The organism is Mycobacterium sp. IDUB_37 (assembly GCF_055419245.1).
The window spans coordinates 122,613-143,677 of sequence record NZ_JBVAXG010000011.1 but is presented as its reverse complement, the minus strand read 5'-3'; the positions used below and the strand labels follow the sequence as shown (position 1 = coordinate 143,677).

The window sequence follows — 21,065 nt, the reverse complement described above, 5'->3', positions numbered from 1 at the left end:
TCGAATCGACCTGAGGGAACGATGCCGTAGACCGATTCGCATTTGGCTTAGGGAGCCAACGAGACGGACATCAACGTCACCGTCCCGTTGCGCCCGCCGGGACTGGGCGAACGCATCGACGATGGCGTTGCGGAACGGCACTGCACAAATGTGCTCTCTCCGGCGTCGATCGACGTCGCCAACCTCGCGGGGGTCGGGTCGTCATCATGGTTGCCCACGACTCGAGTCTGCTGTCCAGTGCGAGCGGTGGTCCGCACAGCCACAAGTGTCACCAGACTCCGGAAGTTGTCCGCGGCTTGTACTGATAGGGCGAACTCGGCCCCGAACATTCGGCTTGCTGGTCCAGTCCCCGCGCCCCCTTCGGCATCGCACACTACGAGGAAGAAGGCACGGACCAGAACGGCACCAGCTAATTAGGGGGATCAAGCATGAGAGCACTTGTGTACGACGGACCGCGTGAGGTCGTCGTCAAGGAGGTTCAGGACGCCAAGATCGAGCACCCGACCGACGTGCTGGTGAAGATCACCACCACCAATATCTGTGGATCGGACCTGCATATGTACGAGGGCCGCACCGACCTGGAGCCGGGCATGGTGCTCGGGCACGAGAATCTGGGCATCGTTGCCGAGGTCGGCAAAGCGGTTGTCAAGGTATCTTCGGGGGATCGGGTGTGTGTGCCCTTCAACATCGGTTGCGGTTTCTGCCGTAACTGTGAAGAGGGTCTGACGGCGTACTGCCAGACCGTGCATCCCGACCCGAAGATGGCAGGTGCCGCCTACGGGTTCGCCGGGATGGGACCGTTCTGGGGCGGGCAGGCGTCGCGGCATGTGCAACGGCGGCGCCGGTCTGCTGATCGGCCACGACATGCTGGCCTACGACGCGCCGGGCCAGGTCTCTGTCACCAGGCGGCTGGCGAACCTGCTGGAGGCCGCCGAGCGGGAAGCCAAGCGGCTCAAGGACGACTACGTGTCGGTGGAGCACCTCGTCATCGCACTCGCCGAAGAGGGTTCGGCGAGTGCCGCCGGACGGACGCTGGCCTCCCATGGCGTTACCCGGGAATCGTTCCTGGGCGCGCTGACCAAGGTCCGCGGCAACCAGCGGGTCACTTCAGCATCGCCGGAGGGGGCTTACGAGGCGCTGGAGAAGTACGGCCGCGACCTGGTCGCCGAGGGCCGCGCCGGCAAGCTGGACCCGGTGATCGGCCGTGACGCCGAGATCCGCCGGGTGATTCAGATCCTCAGCCGCAAGACGAAGAACAATCCGGTTCTGATCGGCGACCCCGGAGTCGGCAAGACGGCGATCGTGGAGGGTCTGGCCCAGCGGATCGTTCGCGCCGATGTCCCGGAAGGCCTGCGGGACAAGACAATTTTCTCCCTCGACATGGGTTCGCTGGTGGCAGGTGCGAAGTATCGGGGTGAGTTCGAGGAACGACTGCAGGCGGTGCTGTCAGAGGTGAAGGCGGCCGAAGGTCGAATATTGCTGTTCGTCGACGAGTTGCACACCGTGGTCGGCGCAGGCGCAGCGGAGGGGTCGCTGGACGCCGGCAACATGCTCAAGCCGATGCTTGCCCGCGGTGAGCTGCACATGATCGGTGCCACCACCCTCGACGAATACCGCAAGCACATCGAAAAAGACGCCGCGTTGGAGCGCCGGTTCCAGACCGTGCTCGTCGACGAACCCGACGTGGAGGACACCATCTCGATCCTGCGCGGTCTGCGCGAACGCCTCGAGGTGTTCCACGGGGTGAAGATTCAGGATGCCGCACTGGTGGCGGCGGCAACCCTGTCGCACCGCTACATCACCGACCGCTTCCTGCCCGACAAGGCGATCGACCTGGTGGACGAGGCGTGTGCGCGGTTGCGCACCGAAATCGACTCGATGCCAGCGGAGTTGGATGAGATCACCCGTCGGGTCACCCGGCTCGAGATCGAGGACGCGGCGCTGGCCAAGGAGACCGACGCGGCCAGCAAGTCCCGGCTGGCGGAACTTCGCAAAGAGTTGGCCGATCTGCGAGCCGACGCCGACGCCCGGCACGCGCAATGGGATGCCGAACGGCAGGCGATCCGGCGGGTACAGGAACTTCGCGCGCAACTCGAGCAACTCCGGCACGAGGCCGAGGAAGCCGAACGCAACTATGACCTGAACCGGGCAGCCGAGTTGCGCTACGGCCAGATCACCGAACTCGAACGCAAACTGCAAGCGGCCGAGGAACAGCTGACGTCCAAGCAGGGCGAAAAGCGGCTGCTTCGCGAGGTCGTCACCGAGGACGAGATCGCCGAAATCGTGGCCGCATGGACCGGCATACCGGTCGCGCGACTGCAGGAGGGCGAACGGGAAAAGCTGCTACGGCTCGACGAAATACTGCACGAGCGCGTGATCGGCCAGGACGAGGCGGTCCAGCTGGTCGCCGACGCGGTGATTCGGGCCCGCTCCGGAATCCGGGATCCGCGCCGTCCGATCGGCTCGTTCATCTTCCTCGGACCGACCGGGGTCGGTAAAACCGAGCTCGCGAAGACGCTGGCCGCCGCATTGTTCGACAGCGAGGACAACACGGTCCGGCTTGACATGAGCGAGTACCAGGAGCGGCACACAGTGAGCCGGTTGGTCGGCGCGCCACCGGGATACGTCGGCTACGAGGAGGGCGGTCAGCTCACCGAAGCGGTGCGTCGCAAGCCCTACTCGGTGGTGCTGCTCGACGAGATCGAAAAGGCGCACGCCGACGTGTTCAACACCTTGTTGCAAGTGCTCGACGACGGTCGGCTCACCGATGCACAGGGACGTCAGGTCGACTTCCGCAACACCGTCGTCATCATGACCTCCAACATCGGATCGCATTTCCTGCTCGACGGCGTTACCGCGGACGGCGAGATCAAGCCCGACGCGCGCGATCGCGTGATGGCCGAGTTGCGCGGCCACTTTCGGCCCGAGTTCCTCAACCGCGTCGACGATATCGTGTTGTTCACTCCGCTGTCGATGGCGCAGCTCGAACGGATCGTCGAGCTACAGCTGGCTGAACTGCGGGATCGGTTGGTGGAAAGGCAAATCGAGCTCGACATCACCGCGGACGCTCGCCGGATGATCGCCGAACACGGCTACGACCCGGTGTACGGCGCGCGGCCGCTGCGCCGCTACATCGCCCACGAGGTGGAAACGAAGATCGGTCGGGCGTTGTTACGCGGCGACATCGCAGGCGGTGGCAAGATCCGCGTCACCGTTGATAACGGCGAACTCGCCGTGGACTATTCGGATCCTGCCTTGGCGGCCTGAGGGAGGAAACGCAATGGAAACCGACATCGTGACATGCCCGCACTGCGGAAAACGCAACCGCGTACCCGCGGCAGCCGAGGGGAAGCCCCGGTGCGCCAACTGTCACCAGTGGCTGCCGTGGATCGCTGCGGCCGGCGACGGGGACTTCACCGACATTGCCGAAAAGCCCTCTATTCCAGTACTTGTCGACCTGTGGGCGCCCTGGTGTGGACCGTGCCGCATGGTGAGTCCGGCGCTGGAGCAGCTCGCCACCGAACGCGCCGGACAACTCAAACTGGTCAAGGTCGACGTGGATAAGGCACCGGCGATTTCGCAGCGGTTCACGGTGCAGGCGGTGCCGACACTGCTGCTCCTTGACCACGGGCAGATACTGGCGCGGCAAGCAGGCGCCGCTCCCGTTGCGGCGCTGCGCAATTGGCTGGATGACGCTCTGTCAACAGATAGCTCGAAGGAGGCACGATCATGACGTCTGTGTATGTGGATCCGCACGTGGCGGAGATACGCCCGGTGCGCCCGCGGTCGAAGGGCTGCGAGGAATGCCTGCGGCTTGGCACACCATGGCTGCACCTGCGGCTGTGCCTGACTTGCGGACACGTGGGCTGTTGCGATTCATCACCCATGCGGCATGCCCGCGCACATGCTCACTCGATAGGACACCCTATCGTGCAGTCCTTCGAGCCCGGCGAGAATTGGCGCTGGTGCTACGTCCACGAAGACTATGTCTGAGACCGTCGTCGACCAGCGCGAATCGTCTCCGTTGGTCGAGACCCCCGACGTGCACGGCGCGTACCCGCGACTGTCCGATGATCAGATTGCCACCCTTGAGTCCGGCGGTGCCCGGCGCACCGTCGGCGCGGGCGAGATGCTCGTTCGCGAAGGTGAGCGCGCCGATTACTTCTTCGTCATCCTGTCCGGCAAGGTGGCCGTCGGCATCGCGGACGACGCGGGCGACCAGCGTGTGACCCGGGTGCACGGCCCCGGGCGGTTCCTTGGCGAGTTGGGTGATCTCGAGGGCCAGGCAGCGTTCTACACCGCGGAGGTGGTGAAACCCGGTGAAATGCTTGTGGTTCCGACCGAACGGGTGCGGGCCCTAGTGGTCCACGATCCGGGGCTCAGTGATCTGATCCTGCGCGCATACCTGTGGCGGCGCTGCCTGCTCATTCAGGAGGGATCCGGATTCCGGATCATCGGCTCGTGCTACTCGCCGGACACTGTTCGGCTACGTGAGTTCGCCGCACGAAATCGGTTGCCGCACCGCTGGTTCGACCTCGAACGCGATCCGCAGGCCGAACGACTGTTGCAGCGATTCGGGGTGACCGCCCAGGACACACCGGTGGTGGTCTGGGGCGGTGCGGTGCTGCGCAACCCAACCAACACGGAGTTGGCCCGGCGGGTGGGACTGCCGGTGCCAGGCACGGCGTCGGACGAAACCGACGTCATCGTGGTTGGCGCTGGTCCTGCGGGACTGGGCGCCGCGGTGTATGCCGCGTCGGACGGTCTGACCACCGCGGCAATGGAGCGGATCGCGACCGGCGGCCAGGCCGGGACGTCGTCGCGGATCGAGAACTATCTCGGGTTTCCCGGCGGTATCTCCGGAGGCGACCTGGCTGAACGTGCCGCCCTGCAGGCCGCGAAATTCGGAGCGAGGATCTCGGTGTCCGCCGAGATCACCCGGCTGGAATCCGGCCACGGCCAGCACCAGCTGACACTTGCCGACGGTGGGACGATGGTGGCCAGGGCCGTCGTGCTGGCGACGGGAGCCAGGTATCGCAAGCTCGGCGTCCCCGGTCTCGAATCGTTCGAGGGTAATGGCGTGTATTACGCCGCCACCGTTCAGGAAGCGCTGCTGTGCGGCACCGGGCCGGTGGTGATTGTCGGGGGTGGTAACTCTGCCGGGCAAGCGGCGGTCTTCCTCGCCGGTCAGGCGTCCCGGGTGTACGTGGTGATCCGTGGCGAGGACCTGAGCAAGACCATGTCCCGGTACCTCATCGACCAGATCGACCGGCACCCCCGGGTGACCGTCCGGTCGTGCACGGAGATCCGGGAGGTTCATGGAGACGACAAACTCACCGAGGTCGTGACCGAGGACAAACGAACGGGCGAGCGGCGCTCGATCCAGACCCGCGCGCTGTTCGTCTTCATCGGCGCGGATCCCCACACCTCGTGGCTCGTCGGCGCCATCCAACTCGACGACCACGGCTTCGTCCCGACCGGCCCGGCCGCGCTCTACTCGGACATCGACGGCAATCAGGAGCGAACGCAACGTCGGCCGATGATGCTGGAGACCAGCCGACCCGGTGTGTTCGCGGTGGGAGACGTGCGCAGCGGCTCGGTCAAACGGGTGGCCTCCGCGGTCGGCGAGGGATCCATGGCAATCCGGCAGATCCACGAGTACTTCGGGACCTAATAGGCGGCGGACGCCATCACCGGTGAAATGAAAGTGCGCTCGACCCCTGGGAACTGAGGGCCCACATCAGTCAGCCGAATCCGATCGCTGGCGTTGTCGAACCCCATATGTCGCCGCCTTCACGACCTCGTCGTCCTCCATACCCGATCCCAGGGCACCGCCCAATGTGGCAACTGCCGCCACCAACCAGGCCATCGTCACCAAGGATGTGAGTCCGGAAGGATGACCGATATCTTTGGCGACCAATTCCGGCGGTAGCGTCCACCACGCGGTCACCAGCAGCAAGACAAAGACCCCTGCGTGAAAAATGACCACGCCGATCGTCAGAGTGACCAAAGTTGATGCGTTGTACATAACGGCGCGGTCGCGCTCGCCAGCCGACTCCGGCCGTTCCCACAACTTGTGTTCAACGATCAGCCACGCAATCATCGCCGCGGTCGCCAATATCGTTGTCACGCTTAAACGCCACGGGCCCATAGTGTCGGACAACTGCCAAATCGTCGCCTGTGAAAGGCTTACAGCCCCGGTGGCGAACGCCGCCATCATCACTTTCGACATACCTGTGACCAGTCGCCACGGTCTGTTGGCGTATATCATGCCGGCCAGCAGCCGCAGCCGCGACAGTGCTGACGGCGCCACATAGCGGACAAAGTCGTCGTCCTGTATCCGCGTCAGCCGTTTCACCGACTGGTTCTGCTTCATTGACTGGTGTGCCACCTCGGCCACGACGGTCTGCGCCAAATACCTCACCCGACGATCGACAAACACACCACCCAACCCGGGAATGGAAATCACTCCGAACCGGTCAGACACGCTGATGTCCGCTATCACCGGCGTGGTCCCCTGACGTCGGGGCAGATCCGTCAAATAGATGACGATGTCTTCCGTCTCGCCAGCCGGGTCAATGGTGCCGACTACCTCTGACACATCGGCATACTCGTCGAGGGGGTAGGCCTGACGCCGCACAGTCACGTCCCACGTGTCGTATGCGCGAGGCCAATCCGATAGAGCATCCGGTAGCGAAACAGACAGATGATCGGCAATCACGCCTGGAGCACCGGGATCGGCGATCAGCAGGATCGCGGAATGCTCGCCGGGCATCCAAGCCGCGTACCCTTAGCTCAGACCGGCAAACGTCCCGGGTTGCCAGTGGGCGTTCCACACGGCGTTTACCTTCGTGCATGTTGTGTTCCAGTCGCGAGGGCCATTTCCAGCAATGCCGGATGAGCCGACGACATGCCGGCGACAAGCACGGATTACCCGACTCTCGAAAGTGAGCTCCGTTCCGTGACGTAGGCGAGATAGTGCAAGGCCGTCTGACTGGCGGTATCGTCGGCAGATTCGGCACGTTGGGCACCCGGCCGGCACCTAAACCGCGCGTCCCCGGGATCACCCCCTTCGCTGAGCCCAGGCGCGATCACGCTGCATTCGTAGGCAATTCGCTGCTGTGCGGCCCCGTGACTTCTATGCACGGATATGACACTGCGCGGCCATGCGGAACGACGGAGACTTCTAAGGCGACGCGCTCGGCGACTTACAGGCGGTGTTTCGGCCACCAGCTTGCCTCGCCTAGCAGCGTCGCGATGGCAGGTCAGCCGTGCGCACGACGAATCAGTGTTGGGATGTCGTCAGGGAGATAGCTACACGCAGCGAATCATTCGGCACCCGATGGGGCCGCTTACAACGTCACCGCCCACAAGCACGGCACCAAGCAGTTCCATCACACTCGATTCGGCGAACTGACTCTGACCTATCACGTTCTGTCCGTGACAGCCGTCCCAGGCCGGTCGATGGTCAGTTACACCGCAGAACCGAATTCCTCTACAGCGCAAGCCATTCAAATGCTTGCCGGGCAGAAACCAGTAAGTGCTCGACGGGAGGCCGAGGTCATCGGTTCCCTCGGACGTGTTGGTCTAGGAAGCCGGGCATTTTCGCCGGGGGCAGGTATCGCGCCGTCTTTTGGCTGCAAAGGCTAACTGGCGTTCTTACGAGAACCGCTTGCGCCGGTTGGGGCTTTTCGGACTGAGCGCCGCGGCGGTGGTTCGTCTGCGGGGCGACGGTGTGCGGCGAGAAAATCATCGACTATGCGTTCACAGTCTTGACGATCAACTGCGCGCAGTCCAGTGAGTCGAGCGAACGCCACCGGACCGACCAGCTGGCACAGGATCAGGTCCAGATCGAAGTCGTCGAGGTCGGCCCGGGCTTCAGGCCCTTCCAGAAGGCTATCGAACGGCTGGCGGTAGTGGTCGACGATCCGCATCCGCAGTGCGTTGCGATCGTGGGTCTCTTCTGTGCCGTCCGATGTCGGCCCGAGCGCGACCCAGGCCAGCGTGGTGACGTGGAGCGGCGCTTCCTGAAAAAGGGTCGCCTGTCGGCTCAACAGCTCGATCAGCTGGTCGCGTAACGATCCCGTCGCGGGCGGTGAGGTGGCTTGCGGTAGCAGCCGTTCAAATGTCGCGGCCAGCAGTTGGGTAGAGCTACTGAAGTGCCGATAAAGCGTGGTGCGCGCCACCTTAGAGGCTTTGGTGACCGCGTCGATAGTAACGGCTTCGATGCCACCGGCATTGAGGAGTTTGGTGGCCGCATCCAACAACCGCGTCCGTGACCGAAGGCGTCGTGGATCGACATCGTCGTCCTCATCTACCAGGATTTCAGCGTCACGCTGCACGTGATCACCGTAATCCCCCTCAGCACCTGGCTGCAGCGAACCGCACCTAGCAAAACATTCAACAACAAACGATACTGCTAGTATCGGAGCGATACCATCAGTACACTTAGCCATGGAAAGCCGCGTGCCGAAGGAGTGGTGATCAGGCAACCAGTCAAGCGGTTACGCACTCAGAGACTCCGCGGTGCCGGCAACCCGGGTGGCCGCGTCGCCACCTAATCATCCATCGTCGGCCCCTCGGCGGGCGATCGCGCGGGAAGGAAACGTGAAACCCATTATGAATGTGCAGATCTCGCTGACTAGAACCCAAACGTGGAGGCGTGCGCGTCGGGTTGTCAGGCTCGCCAGTCGCGGTACTGCCAAGCGCATGCACCCAGCGCCGACAGTCGGGCAGGGCCGCGTTCGTCCACGTCACTATCCCCCTCGCTCTTACTCGTACATGGACGACGAACTCATGAATCGGGAAATGTACAATCACGTTCGCGACGAGCCGATCAGGCTGAGTTCTCGGCTGGCATTTCGCCTGCGTCGTTCATGAGATCGCCGGGAGCCGGCGACGACTTAAGCGCGACGAAAATTAATGGCGCGCCAATGGATTAGACCCTCACGTGCCCGCACACGGAGCCGGAAACTTTAGCGCCCCTTTGATGAGCACCTCGCCGCAGGTCGAGCGGTTGCGACTCTGGGCGGTGGCGGCGGGGCCGGCGGCGCAGCGAGCGGCGTGACAACAATGGGCTTCACAAACGCGGGGCACCACACGATCGCGGAAAGTGTCGCGGCCCGGACTACCTTGAAGCCGACCAACGCAGCACGGCGACCGGCATGCAGACACCCCTCATGAAAACCTCCGAATTTTATGCGTGCGGGCTCGAATCAACACCCGTTAAGCGTTGCCGCCAATACCTGCGTTCAAAAGGTCGACCTCAATTACGTTGCTGACGGGATCAGCCAACGCATGACCGACAGTCCGATTCGGCGGGTGTTCCGACCGTATTGGCATGCGCATCCCGTCGGGGCTGCAGCCACCGGGGGTCACCAACCTCAGATGAACCGCGTCAACCATCAGTCGGCAGGGCCACTGAGTTCGTCCCCGCGTATGGAAATGCCAACTTTATGGCGGAAGCGCCATCTTCCGCCATTTGGTTTTGGCACACCGCCACCGAAAATGGCAACCGACAAACTCGGCTACTGCAACCTTTCGCGGGCGCACTTCGCGCCCGGAGTGGTTGACATATTCCGCCTCCTGTCGTACGAATACGACATGATCGCTGTTATGTCTCACGAGGTCCCCGCGAAGTTCGTACTGGCCACGCCCGAAACCTGGCCGAACCCGTGGCCGATGTACCGGGCATTGCGCGACCACGACCCGGTGCACCACGTCATTCCGCCGGGCCATCCCGAGAACGACTACTACGTACTCTCGCGGCACGCCGACGTCTGGGCCGCCGCTCGAGACCATGGCACGTTCTCCTCGGCGCAGGGTCTGACCGTCAACTACGGCGATCTGGAAATGATTGGGCTGCAGGATAATCCGCCGATGGTGATGCAGGATCCACCCGTGCACACCCAGTTTCGCAAGCTGGTGTCGCGCGGCTTCACCCCGCGACAGGTCGAGGCGGTGGAACCCAAGGTGCGCGATTTCGTCGTCGAACGCATCGAGAGGCTGCGCGCCAACGGCGGCGGCGACATTGTCACCGAGCTGTTCAAACCGCTCCCTTCGATGGTCGTCGCACACTATCTCGGTGTGCCCGAGGAGGATTGGGCCCAGTTCGACGGCTGGACACAGGCCATCGTCGCGGCCAATACCGCCGAGGGCGGCATCGTCAGCGCACTCGAATCGGTCGGCGATGCCGTCGGGTCGATGATGGCTTACTTCACCGCGCTGATCGAAAGGCGCCGAACCGAGCCCGAAGACGACACGATCTCGCACCTGGTCGCCGCGGGGGTCGGTGTCGACGGCGATATCGCCGGCATCCTGTCGATACTGGGCTTCACCTTCACAATGGTCACCGGCGGCAACGACACCGTCACCGGAATGCTTGGTGGCTCAATGCCTTTGCTGCACGAGCGGCCCGACCAGCGTCAACTGCTGGCCGAAGAACCCGACCTCATCCCTGACTCCGTCGACGAACTGCTGCGGCTCACCGCGCCGGCGCAGAACCTGGCCCGCACCGTGACCAGCGACGTGACGATCGAAGACACCACCATCCCGGCCGGTCGGCGTGTGCTGCTGCTGTACGGGTCGGCCAACCGCGACGAACGCCAATATGGCGACGACGCAGGCGAACTCGACGTGAAGCGTCGTCCGCGCAACATCTTGACCTTCAGCCACGGCGCACACCACTGCCTCGGCGCTGCCGCGGCGCGGATGCAATCGCGGGTCGCGCTGAGCGAACTGCTGAGCCGTTGCCCAGACTTCGGCGTCGACGTGCCCAACATCGTCTGGTCCGGCGGCAGTTATGTCCGACGTCCGCTGTCGGTTCCGATCCAGGTCAAGGCCTGATGCCCACCGGAAAAGACTGGCTGGCCGAGCGCCGTACCGAGGTCGCGGCGGACCGGATCCTCGATGCCGCCGAGCGGCTGTTCACCGAGAATGATCCGGCTTCCGTCGGAATGAACGAAATCGCAAGGCTCGCAGGGTGTTCCCGCGCAACACTGTATCGATACTTCGACAGCCGGGAGGCGCTGCACACCGCCTACGTGCACCGCGAGACACATCGACTGGGACGCGAGCTGCTGCAGCAGATCGAGAGCATCTCCGATCCGCGGGAACGACTGGTCGCCAGCGTCATTGCCACGTTACGAATGGTTCGCGAGAGTCCCGCACTGTCATCGTGGTTCGGGTCGACACGCCTGCCGATCGGCGGCGAGTTGGCCGGGCAATCGGAGGTGATCGCGGCGCTGGCTTCCGGGTTCCTGAGCTCGCTCGGACCTGACGACCCTGCCGCCATCGAAAGGCGCGCCCGTTGGGTGGTGCGGCAGATCATCTCGCTGCTGATGTTTCCGGGCAGGGACAACAACGACGAGCGGTCGATGATCGAGGAGTTCCTGGTGCCGGTCGTGGTGATCGCAAGCGCGGCGCCAGCCGGGCGCAGCGGGTCACCACCATAGGGTCCGTCCCGCCGGCGTCAGCCGTCCGATCGACAGCCAGACCTGGCGCCTAGGTCTTGACCTTGGTGAATCGATGCAACAGCCACGCGAGCGGGACGGTCACCGCCACGGTGGCAAGGAAAAGGTTCAGCATCGACCCGGTGTAGACGTGCGCCTGAACGATGTAATCCATCGCGAACTCCATGGTCACTAAATGGATCAGGAAGATCTCGTAGGAGATCTCGCCCAGCCAGACCATCGGCCGACTGGCCAGCAGTCGTGAGTACCAGCCCTGATCACCCAGCGCCAGCGGCGCCACCGCCAGCGTGGCGATGACCGTATAGAAGCCGGTCTTCCAGAGCGCTTCGGGCAGCGAGGCCGGGGATGTGGTGGGGGCACCCGCGATCGGCGTCGAGACGATGAAGTAGCAGATGACCGCCAGGGGAATGGCCACCGCCGCATAGCAGCGGGCACCCATCGCCTGCAGCACGGACAGCGACATGCCGCCCAGGAACCAGGCGAGATAGGTCGGCAGCCAGAGTCGGGCACCGTCGGGAATCACGTGGACGGTATGCACCAGGTACAACCAACCTGGGCTGATCAGCATCAGCGCGGCGATTGCGCTCAGAGTCAGCCTTGGTTGCCACTTCCGCCGGCAGATCAGCACCAACAGCACATACGAGAGCAGCGGCAGCACCACGTAGAAGGAGCCCTCTACCGCCAGGCTCCACATCTGGGTCAGGCCCTGGTGCAGATACTTGCCGAGGTAGCCGTCGGTGTAGATCTGCGTCAAAGTGAGGTTGCGGACCAGACCCAGCCAGCTGTGCCCGGGGTTGGGCCCGGCTTCGCGAAAGTGGTACAGCAGGTAGGCCAGCAGCACGGTGATGACGTAGGCCGGCATGATTCGCCGAACCCGGTGCCACGCATACCGACTCACCGACGGAGGCGGGCCGCCAGTGGCAGCGGATTTCACCCACGGGCGGAACAACAGGAACCCGGACAGCACGAAGAAAATCGGCACGCCGATCTCCATCCGGGCGCCGACCAAACCCCAATAGCCGTGGGTGTACTTGCCGGTGGTGTAGGCGGCGTGGGTGCCGATGACCAGCAGCGCGGCGACCGCGCGGACACCGGTCAGTGACGCGACCCGGTCGACGTGGGAGGTCTGCTCGAGACCCCCCTGGGCGTCCCGCTCCTCGGACAGAGTCATCTCTCGTATTTGCGGCGCGGTTTACCGCCGTCCTGCCGTGCCCCGCGAGCGCGGGGCTTGTCCGATGTCCTCTCAGGTCGGAGGTTGATCAACACGCCCGAAATACGAGTCTGTTCAAGTTTTTTCAGCGTCGCACCGGGCATCTTCACCGGAAGCTCCACCAGTGAGAAATCCGGGCCGATGGCGATGTGACCGAAATCGCTGCGATGCAAACCGCCCTCGTTGGCGATGGCGCCGACGATCGCGCCCGGGCCGATCTTGTGCCGCTTGCCCACGTCGATTCGGTAGGTGGTGAAAGGCCTTGTCTGTCTTGGCTTATCAGAGCGTTCCCGGCCTTCGTCGCGATCCCTGCGCTCCCGCCGTTCCGGCGGTGGGTCGGGCGACAACAGAAACGCCTCACCGTCGCGCGACTGCAATGCCAGCGCCGCGGCGATGTCGGCCATCGGGACGTCGTGCTCACGCTCGTAGTCCTCGACCAGCCTGCGGAACAACTCGATTCCCTGGCCGCCGAGCGCGCTGGTGATCGAGTCACCGAACTTCGCCACCCGTTGCGCGTTAACGTCCTCGACGGTGGGCAGCGCGGCTTCGATCAGAGTCTGCCGGGTGGCCTTCTCAATCGCTTTGAGCAGGTGCCGTTCCCGCGGGGAAACGAATAGCAGTGCGATCCCGGACCGCCCCGCTCGACCGGTTCGCCCGATGCGGTGCACGTAGGACTCCGTGTCGTGCGGGATGTCGTAGTTGAGGACGTGTGATATCCGCTCCACGTCAAGACCGCGGGCGGCCACATCGGTGGCGACCAGGATGTCGATGCGGCCGTCCTTGAGACTTGCGATGGTCCGCTCCCGCACCGCCTGCGGAATGTCGCCGTTGATGGCCGCCGCGGAAAACCCTCTGGCACGCAGCTTTTCGGCAACCTCCTCGGTGGCCTGTTTGGTTCGGACGAAAATGATCATCGCCTCGAACTGCTCGACCTCGAGGATGCGGGTGAGCGCGTCCATCTTGCGGGGACCGGCAACCTGGATGTAGCGCTGTGAAATGTTCTCGGCGGTAGCGGTTTTCGCCTTGGACGCCACTTCGAACGGATCGTGCAGATACTTGGTGGTGATCTTTCGGATCCCCGGCGGCATGGTCGCCGAAAAGAGCGCCACCTGTTTGTATTCCGGAGTGTCGGACAGGATGCGGTCGACTTCGTCGGAGAAACCCATGGCGAGCATCTCGTCGGCCTCGTCGAGCACCAGGTAATCAACGCTGGAAAGGTCCAAGGTCCCGCGTTCCAGGTGGTCGATGACCCGGCCAGGCGTGCCGACAACCACCTGTGCACCGCGCCGCAAGCCGGCCAGTTGCACCCCGTAGGACGCGCCGCCGTAGATGGGCAGGACGGAGATCGGCAGATGGGCGCCGTACCGGCTGAACGCCTCGGCCACCTGCAGGGCCAGTTCCCTGGTAGGCGCCAGCACCAACGCCTGGGTGGCTTTGCTTGCGGTGTCGATCTTGGACAGGATCGGCAGCGCGAAGGCCGCCGTCTTGCCGGTGCCGGTCTGCGCGAGACCGACCACGTCGGACCCCGCCATCAGCGCCGGAATCGTTGCAGCTTGGATGGCCGTCGGGGACTCGTAACCGACGTCGGCGAGGGCCCGCACGACATCGGGATGAATCTGCAGGTCGGCGAAGGTCTCAGGGGGAGTATCCGGGTTTGACATCAGGAGAAGAATTCTAGGGCGGTCCCCCGCCTACCCGACAACTCGGCACCTATCCGGCCATGCCTGCTTCAACCCCGCACCGCCTGACGGTACGGTGCCCGATGTGTTATCGCTCCCCTGTCGTGCCGCACCACTGACGGCCACAGTTGCCCTGACGGTGGCGACAATGCTGACCGGATGCGGTTCCGGGGACTCGACGGTGGCCAAGACGCCGCAGGCCACAAAGCCCTCCGGGACGGGCACCGCCGGCACGCCGGGCGCGTCGGCCCAGCCGCCCAATACCGCAGATCCGGCGACCAGCAGCGCCCCGGCCGACCCGTGCGCGGTGAACCTCGCATCGTCCACCATCGCGAAGGTCGTCTCGGAATTGCCCCGCGACCCGCGCAGTCAGCAGCCCTGGAGCCCCGAACCGGTGGCCGGCAACTACAACGAATGCGCTCAGTTGTCCGCGGTGATCATCAAGGCCAACACCAACGGCGACAATCCGACCACGCGTGCGGTGATGTTTCACCTCGGCAAGTTCATTCCGCAAGGAGTGCCCGACACCTACGGGTTCAACGGCATCGACACGGCACAGTGCACTGGTGACACCGTGGCGCTGACGTACGCCAGCGGACTTACTGGACTCGGCAGCGTGGTGAAGTTCCGGTGGAACGGCAGCAGCGTCGAGTTGATCGGCAACATGCCAGGGCGCTGACGCGCACCTAGGCGGCCTTAGGCAGAGCCGGTGCCGCCCGCGCCGCCTGTGCCGCCTCCACCACCGGTGCCCCCTGTGGCGCCGGTAGAGGCGTTGCCGGTGTTTCCAGGATTGCCGCCCGCACCGCCGGTGCCAGGGTTCCCGGTCTTACCGACGCCGCCCGTGCCGCCGGTGCCGCCGGTGCCGCCATTGCCGCCGCTGCCGCCGTTGTTTGCACCTGTGCCGTTGCCGCCGGTTCCGCCGCCGCCGCCGGTGCCTCCCGCGCCGCCGAGCCCGCCGGTGCCGGCCGAGTTGGCTCCGCCGGTGCCGCCGGTCCCACCCTTGCCGCCCAGACCTGCGTTGGCGCCGGCTCCGCCAGGTGCACTGGCCGTGCCGCTGGCCCCAGCACCGCCGGCACCACCATTGCCACCGACACCACCGACACCGGCGGTGTTGCCCGCGGTCGCTCCGCCGACGCCACCGCTGCCGCCCTGGCCGCCGACGCCGCCGACGGCTGCAGTGCCACCAGTACCGTTAATGCCCACCGCGCCCGCGGCGCCACCCGCACCGCCGGCACCACCGCCACCACCGGCACCCGCATTGTTGCTGCCGGTATCAGCGGCCCCGTTACCGCCAGTGCCTCCCTGGCCGCCGGCACCCCCGGCACCGCTGTTGCCGTTAGTGGCACCTGCCACCGCATTGCCGCCGGCACCGCCGGTTCCGCCGGCGCCTCCGTCACCACCGAGGGATCCCGCGACACCGGCCCCGCTGATGACCCCGGCGCCCCCGATACCGCCGATGCCGCCAGCGCCGCCGGCACCGGCGGCGTCACCCGCCTTGGTTGTCGCTCCACCTACGCCGCCTACACCGCCCTTGCCGCCATCGCCGCCCTCGCCCGCAATGCCGCCGGAGCCGCCACTGCCAATCGCGCCGCCGGCACCACCCGCACCGCCGGCGCCACCGCCACCGCCCGCGCCGGCGTCGTTGGCGCCACTGTCAGCAATTCCTGCTCCACCGGTACCGCCCTGGCCGCCGTTACCGCCCGCACCGCCCTTGCCGTTCGTCGCACCAGCCGCCGCATTGCCGCCAGCCCCGCCGGCGCCTCCGCCGCCACCGGCACCACCGACCGGTGCAGCGGCTCCGGCCCCACTGGTGGCACCGGTACCACCCTGTCCACCATTGCCGCCGGCGCCGCCGGCACCGGCCGTGCTGGCCGCGCTGGTAGTCGCACCACCCACGCCACCGACGCCGCCCTTGCCACCCGCACCTGCCGCGCCGGCCGCACCTCCGGAGCCGCCGCTGCCGACCGCTCCCCCGCTGCCGCCCAGACCGCCGTTACCGGCGTTGCCTCCCGCGGTTGCTGCGTTCGCACCTGCTTCAGCAAACCCGGTGCCGCCGGTGCCGCCCTGGCCGCCGACACCGCCCGCACCGCCACTGCCGTTGACTGCGCCGCTGATCGCCGCGCCGCCGGCACCGCCCTGGCCACCCTGGCCGCCGACGCCACCTGTAGACCCGACGACGCCGGCCGTGCCGGTGACTCCCGTACCGCCTTGACCGCCGGCACCACCGGCGCCACCGGCGCCGGCCGTGTCGCTGGCTGCGGCCGCTTTCCCGCCTATACCGCCTACGCCGCCCTTGCCACCGGCACCTGTCGTACCGACGCCGCCGCCGGAACCACCGCTGCCGGACGCGCCGCCGGTGCCGCCCACGCCACCGGCACCGCCTATGCCGCCGGCACCCGCATCGTTGGTGCCGTCGTCGGCGAATCCTGCACCTCCGGTGCCGCCTTGGCCGCCAGCACCTGCGGCGCCGCCAGTGCCATTCGTGGCACCGACTACCGCGCCGCCGCCGGCGCCGCCGGTACCACCCTGGCCGCCGACACCCCCGACGGATCCGGCGCCGCTGGCCGTGCCCGCGGTCCCGGTGCCGCCTTGGCCGCCGACGCCGCCGGCGCCACCAGCACCGGCCGTGTCACCCACCGTTGTGGTGGCTCCACCCACGCCACCAACGCCGCCCTTACCGCCAGCCCCTGCGGCGCCCGCGCCACCGCCGGTGCCGCCAGTACCCACCGCGCCTCCGTTACCGCCGACGCCGCCGGCGCCACCGGTTCCGCCGGTGCCCGCATTGTTCGTGCCGCCGTCGGCAAACCCAGCGCCACCGGTACCGCCCTGGCCGCCTGCACCTGCGGCGCCGCCCGTGCCGTTCGTCGCACCGGCAACCGCGCCACCGCCGGCGCCGCCGGTACCACCCTGGCCGCCGACACCCCCGACGGACGCCACGCCACTGGCCACGCCAATGGCGCCGGTACCGCCCTGGCCGCCGGCGCCGCCGGCGCCACCGGCACCCGCTGTGTCGCCTGCGGTAGCGGTGGCCCCACCTGCGCCACCAACGCCACCCTTACCGCCGGCACCTGCCGCACCCGCACCACCGCCGGTGCCACCGCTGCCCACGACGCCGCCGGTGCCACCCCCGCCGCCGGTGCCACCGGTACCGCCGGCGCCCGCATTGTTGGTGCCACTGTCGACAAATCCAACACCACCCGTGCCGCCCTGACCGCCAACAGCGCCTGCACCCCCTGTGCCGTTAGTGGCACCGGCTATCGCGGTGCCACCAGCACCGCCGGCGCCGCCCTGACCGCCGATTCCACCACCAGACGCCGCGTTGTTGGCCGCGCCACCGACACCGGTACCGCCGGCACCACCCACGCCGCCGGCGCCACCAGCGCCCGCCGTATCGCCTGCTTTAGTCGCCGCGCCGCCGATGCCGCCCTGGCCACCGGCGCCACCGTTGCCACCTAGACCGGAACTGCCTCCGGCGCCACCGCTGCCCACTGCGCCGCCGTTACCGCCGACGCCACCGACGCCGCCGATTCCTCCGGCGCTCGCATTGTTACTGCCGTCGTCAGCAAGCCCGGCACCACCGGCGCCACCCGCCCCGCCGGTGCCGCCTGAACCGCCGATTCCGTTCGTGCCACCGCTGCCCGACCCGCCACCGGCACCACCCTGGCCGCCCGCGGCGCCGACACCGCCGGTGCCACCCGCCGTTCCCGGCGTGACGCTCGCCTGTCCTTGCAGACCCGCACCACCGGTGCCACCGGTGCCGCCCTGCCCGCCGGTGCCGAATACGCCGTTAACGCCAGCAGCACCACCGTTTCCTGCCGCACCGCCGGCGCCCGCAGTGCCACCAGCACCGCCGTTGCCGCCCGCGGTCGCGGCGTTCACCCCGTCGTCAGCAAACCCGGTGCCACCCTGGCCGCCGGCACCGCCGCTGCCGCCCACACCGCCGGCGCCGGATGTTCCACCCGTACCCGAGCCACCACCCGCACCACCTTGGCCGCCACCGCCACCGGCACCACCGGTGCCGCCGTTGACGTTGGCGGTTGTGCTCGTCTGACCTTGCAGGCCCGCACCGCCGGTACCACCGGCGCCACCCTGCCCACCGGTACCGAATCCGCCGGCGACCCCGGCCGCACCGCCGTTACCAGCCGCGCCGCCTGCCCCCGCCGTACCGCCTGCGCCACCGTTGCCGCCCTTCGTTGCAGCGTTTGCTCCGGTATCAGCAAACCCGGTACCGCCCTGGCCCCCAGCGCCGCCATTGCCGCCGACACCACCACCGCCAGCCGTGCCACCCGCACCCGAGCCGCCGCCGAGACCTCCCTGGCCGCCGCCGCCACCAGCGCCACCGGTGCCGCCGTCAACACCAGCAGTAGTGCTGGTCTGACCCTGTAGACCCGCACCGCCCGTACCGCCCGCACCACCCTGCCCACCGGTGCCGAACCCGCCGGCAACGCCCGCCGCACCACCGTTACCGGCCGCACCGCCGGCACCCGCAGCACCGCCAGCACCGCCATTGCCGCCGTTGGTAGCGGCGTTCACCCCAGTGTCAGCAAACCCAGTGCCGCCCTTGCCGCCGGCACCGCCATTACCGCCGACACCACCACCGCCTGCCGTGCCACCCGCACCCGAGCCGCCGCCGAGACCACCCTGACCGCCGCCGCCACCAGCACCACCGATGCCGCCATCCACCCCAGCGGTGGTGCTCGTCTGACCCTGCAGACCCGCACCGCCGGTACCACCGGCACCACCCTGCCCGCCGATGCCGAATCCGCCGGCAACCCCCGCCGCACCACCGGTCCCGGCCGCACCGCCTGCGCCCGCGGCACCGCCAGCACCGCCATTGCCACCGTTGGTGGCGGCGTTGACCCCGGTGTCAGCAAACCCCGTACCGCCCTGGCCACCGACACCGCCAGTACCGCCCACTCCACCACCGCCGGCCGTGCCACCGGTTCCCGAGGCGCCACCCACACCACCCTGGCCGCCTCCGCCTCCGACACCACCGGTCCCGCCGTCAACCCCAGCGGTCGTGCTGGTCTGACCCAGGAGCCCGGCACCACCGGTGCCACCGACGCCACCCTGACCACCCGTCCCGTACCCGGCGACCACGCCATTGCCTGACGCGCCGCCAGCGCCCGCGGCACCGCCAGCGCCGCCGACGCCTCCCTTTGTCGCGGCGTTCGCCCCGGTGTCAGCAAACCCCGTGCCGCCCTGACCACCTTGGCCGCCGGTACCGCCCACGCCGCCAACGCCGGCAGCGCCGCCCGCAACCGAGGCGCCCCCGACACCACCCTGACCGCCCGCACCGCCGGCACCACCCAGGCCGCCGTCAGTACCTGCCGTCGTGCTCGTCAAACCCTGCCCGCCCACACCGCCGGTACCACCCTGACCGCCCTGGCCGCTGGCGCCACTCGAGCCCGCGACTCCAAACAGTCCACCGGCGCTACCAGCGCCGGCCAGTCCTCCATCACCGCCGGTGCCACCCACTCCACCATTGCCTGTGCCGACGCCGACACCGCCGGTTCCGCCTTGGCCACCCGCGCCGCCGGCACCACCGAAGCCGCCGGCACCGCCGATCACCGAATGAACCGCACCCGCGGCTCCGCCGGCACCGCCGGTACCGCCCTGACTTCCGTTTGCGCCGGCCGCACCCGTGGCGCCTATTCCGCCCGCTCCGCCGGCTCCGCCGTCACCCGCGTTACCACCGATCACTGCAGAAACCACACCGCCGGCTCCACCGGCCCCACCCGCGAAACCGCCGGCCGCCCCAGCGCCACCCGCGCCGCCCGATCCACTGCCGCCGAGCAACAAACCGCTGTTGCCGCCGGCACCGCCCGCACCACCAGCACCCGTCACGCCAGCCCCGCCGGCGCCGCCATGGCCACCGTCGCCGAAGAAGCCCGCGGTCCCGCCAATACCGCCTGCCCCGCCCGCACCACCAACACCACCGGTGCCACCGTTGCCGAAGAAGAATGCGCCGGCCCCGCCCCGACCGCCGACTGCCCCCGCACCACCGACGCCACCGGTACCACCGGCACCGAACAGGAGCGCGGATGCACCGCCATCACCGCCAGACGCCCCGGCACCACCCGTGCCCCCGGTGCCACCGATTCCGAAGAAGATTCCGGCGGCTCCACCGGCGCCCCCGGCTTGCCCGGCCGCCCCAGAGCCGCCGTTACCCCCGTTGCCGAACAGAATTCCGCCCGCACCGCCGGCCTGACCGGTGCCGGCCAGCCCGTTGTAGCCGTCGCCGATCAGCGGACGATTCAGCAGCAACTCGGTGGGGAGATTGATCACGCCCAGCACTTCGTCGAGCACGAGCTGCAACGGGTTGGCGCTGGCTGCCTCGGCCGCCGCATACGCACCGCCGGCACCGGTCAAGGACAGCACGAAGTTTTCGTGAAATGCCGACACCTGTGCGCTGATCAGTTGATAGTCCTGTGCGAAGCCACCGAACAACTGCGCGATCGACGCCGACACCTCGTCGGCCGCTGCGGGCAACAACTGTGAGGTCGAGGCTGACGCCGCCGCATTTGCCTGCCTGATGGCCGCGCCGAGCCCAGTCAAGTCCGCGGACGCTGCCGCGAAGGCATCGGGTATAGCAATCAAGTAGGACGACATCCGCGGCTCCCATCGGAATTGACGGCCTCAAAAATCCGGCCGATGGGAGACTGTACGCGGGTCACATGGTCGCCGCGGTTGAATCCCTTGGCC

At 67.3% G+C, this 21,065-nt stretch carries 13 protein-coding genes and 2 pseudogenes; 9 read left to right on the top strand and 6 right to left on the bottom strand.

From position 1 onward, the window contains the following. Positions 1–47 precede the first annotated feature (47 nt). The gene (locus ACZY1I_RS27910; RefSeq protein WP_463760190.1) at positions 48–218 is read right to left on the bottom strand and encodes a hypothetical protein; all 171 of its coding nucleotides are present in this window, start codon (positions 216–218) and stop codon (positions 48–50) included. A 210-nt stretch (positions 219–428) separates the two neighbouring features. Here ACZY1I_RS27910 and ACZY1I_RS27905 point away from each other — a divergent pair. From ACZY1I_RS27905 to ACZY1I_RS27885, 5 genes and pseudogenes are all read left to right on the top strand, one after another. Next, positions 429–749 (top strand): annotated as a pseudogene (locus tag ACZY1I_RS27905) (alcohol dehydrogenase catalytic domain-containing protein); the annotation flags it as partial. Between the two features lie 19 nt (positions 750–768). Further along, positions 769–3,267, top strand: coding sequence for an ATP-dependent chaperone ClpB (gene clpB / locus ACZY1I_RS27900; RefSeq protein WP_463760187.1), 2,499 nt, complete (start codon positions 769–771; stop codon positions 3,265–3,267). A 13-nt stretch (positions 3,268–3,280) separates the two neighbouring features. Beyond that, positions 3,281–3,733: a thioredoxin gene (gene trxA, locus ACZY1I_RS27895; protein ID WP_463760183.1), complete on the top strand. Its 453-nt coding sequence runs from the start codon at positions 3,281–3,283 to the stop codon at positions 3,731–3,733. Beyond that, positions 3,730–3,993 (top strand): UBP-type zinc finger domain-containing protein, encoded by a 264-nt coding sequence (locus ACZY1I_RS27890; protein ID WP_463760180.1) that lies wholly within the window; start codon positions 3,730–3,732, stop codon positions 3,991–3,993. Before trxA ends, ACZY1I_RS27890 begins: the two co-directional genes overlap by 4 nt. Then, positions 3,986–5,674, top strand: coding sequence for an FAD-dependent oxidoreductase (locus ACZY1I_RS27885; protein WP_463760178.1), 1,689 nt, complete (start codon positions 3,986–3,988; stop codon positions 5,672–5,674). The genes ACZY1I_RS27890 and ACZY1I_RS27885 overlap by 8 nt, the downstream gene beginning before the upstream one ends. 66 nt (positions 5,675–5,740) lie before the next feature. Here ACZY1I_RS27885 and ACZY1I_RS27880 read toward each other — a convergent pair whose 3' ends face one another. Further along, the gene (locus ACZY1I_RS27880; protein WP_463760174.1) at positions 5,741–6,775 is read right to left on the bottom strand and encodes a hypothetical protein; all 1,035 of its coding nucleotides are present in this window, start codon (positions 6,773–6,775) and stop codon (positions 5,741–5,743) included. Between the two features lie 632 nt (positions 6,776–7,407). Here ACZY1I_RS27880 and ACZY1I_RS27875 point away from each other — a divergent pair. Continuing rightward, positions 7,408–7,650: pseudogene (locus ACZY1I_RS27875) on the top strand (hypothetical protein); the annotation flags it as partial. On the opposite strand, the gene ACZY1I_RS27870 reads toward ACZY1I_RS27875, so the two are convergent. Next, positions 7,647–8,342, bottom strand: coding sequence for a TetR/AcrR family transcriptional regulator (locus ACZY1I_RS27870; RefSeq protein ID WP_463760171.1), 696 nt, complete (start codon positions 8,340–8,342; stop codon positions 7,647–7,649). The pseudogene ACZY1I_RS27875 and the gene ACZY1I_RS27870 sit on opposite strands and share 4 nt — an antisense overlap. A gap of 1,261 nt (positions 8,343–9,603) precedes the next feature. On the opposite strand from ACZY1I_RS27870, the gene ACZY1I_RS27865 reads away from it, so the two are divergent. After that, the gene (locus ACZY1I_RS27865; protein WP_463760168.1) at positions 9,604–10,845 is read left to right on the top strand and encodes a cytochrome P450; all 1,242 of its coding nucleotides are present in this window, start codon (positions 9,604–9,606) and stop codon (positions 10,843–10,845) included. Beyond that, positions 10,845–11,453 carry a TetR/AcrR family transcriptional regulator gene (locus ACZY1I_RS27860; protein WP_463760164.1) on the top strand — a complete coding sequence of 203 codons (609 nt, stop codon included), beginning with the start codon at positions 10,845–10,847 and terminating at the stop codon, positions 11,451–11,453. Before ACZY1I_RS27865 ends, ACZY1I_RS27860 begins: the two co-directional genes overlap by 1 nt. A 49-nt stretch (positions 11,454–11,502) precedes the next feature. Here the strand turns inward: ACZY1I_RS27860 and ACZY1I_RS27855 are convergent, their stop codons facing one another. Beyond that, entirely contained in the window at positions 11,503–12,642 is a 1,140-nt protein-coding gene (locus ACZY1I_RS27855; protein ID WP_463760162.1) for an acyltransferase family protein, read from the bottom strand. After that, complete coding sequence (locus tag ACZY1I_RS27850; RefSeq protein ID WP_463760160.1) at positions 12,639–14,342, bottom strand: DEAD/DEAH box helicase; 1,704 nt, start codon at positions 14,340–14,342, stop codon at positions 12,639–12,641. Before ACZY1I_RS27850 ends, ACZY1I_RS27855 begins: the two co-directional genes overlap by 4 nt. A gap of 94 nt (positions 14,343–14,436) precedes the next feature. On the opposite strand from ACZY1I_RS27850, the gene ACZY1I_RS27845 reads away from it, so the two are divergent. After that, a complete protein-coding gene (locus ACZY1I_RS27845) occupies positions 14,437–15,039 on the top strand; it encodes an LppP/LprE family lipoprotein (RefSeq protein WP_463760158.1) in 603 nt (200 codons plus the stop codon). A gap of 17 nt (positions 15,040–15,056) precedes the next feature. Here the strand turns inward: ACZY1I_RS27845 and ACZY1I_RS27840 are convergent, their stop codons facing one another. Next, complete coding sequence (locus ACZY1I_RS27840; protein ID WP_463760156.1) at positions 15,057–20,972, bottom strand: PE family protein; 5,916 nt, start codon at positions 20,970–20,972, stop codon at positions 15,057–15,059. Between the last annotated feature and the right edge of the window lie 93 nt (positions 20,973–21,065).

Coding starts and splice junctions, on each gene's coding strand:
- trxA (WP_463760183.1), top strand. CDS start 3,281: ATGGAAACCGACATCGTGACATGCCCGCACTGCGGAAAACGCAACCGC.
- ACZY1I_RS27890 (WP_463760180.1), top strand. CDS start 3,730: ATGACGTCTGTGTATGTGGATCCGCACGTGGCGGAGATACGCCCGGTG.
- ACZY1I_RS27885 (WP_463760178.1), top strand. CDS start 3,986: ATGTCTGAGACCGTCGTCGACCAGCGCGAATCGTCTCCGTTGGTCGAG.
- ACZY1I_RS27880 (WP_463760174.1), bottom strand. CDS start 6,775: ATGCCCGGCGAGCATTCCGCGATCCTGCTGATCGCCGATCCCGGTGCT.
- ACZY1I_RS27865 (WP_463760168.1), top strand. CDS start 9,604: ATGATCGCTGTTATGTCTCACGAGGTCCCCGCGAAGTTCGTACTGGCC.
- ACZY1I_RS27860 (WP_463760164.1), top strand. CDS start 10,845: ATGCCCACCGGAAAAGACTGGCTGGCCGAGCGCCGTACCGAGGTCGCG.
- ACZY1I_RS27855 (WP_463760162.1), bottom strand. CDS start 12,642: ATGACTCTGTCCGAGGAGCGGGACGCCCAGGGGGGTCTCGAGCAGACC.
- ACZY1I_RS27850 (WP_463760160.1), bottom strand. CDS start 14,342: ATGTCAAACCCGGATACTCCCCCTGAGACCTTCGCCGACCTGCAGATT.
- ACZY1I_RS27840 (WP_463760156.1), bottom strand. CDS start 20,972: ATGTCGTCCTACTTGATTGCTATACCCGATGCCTTCGCGGCAGCGTCC.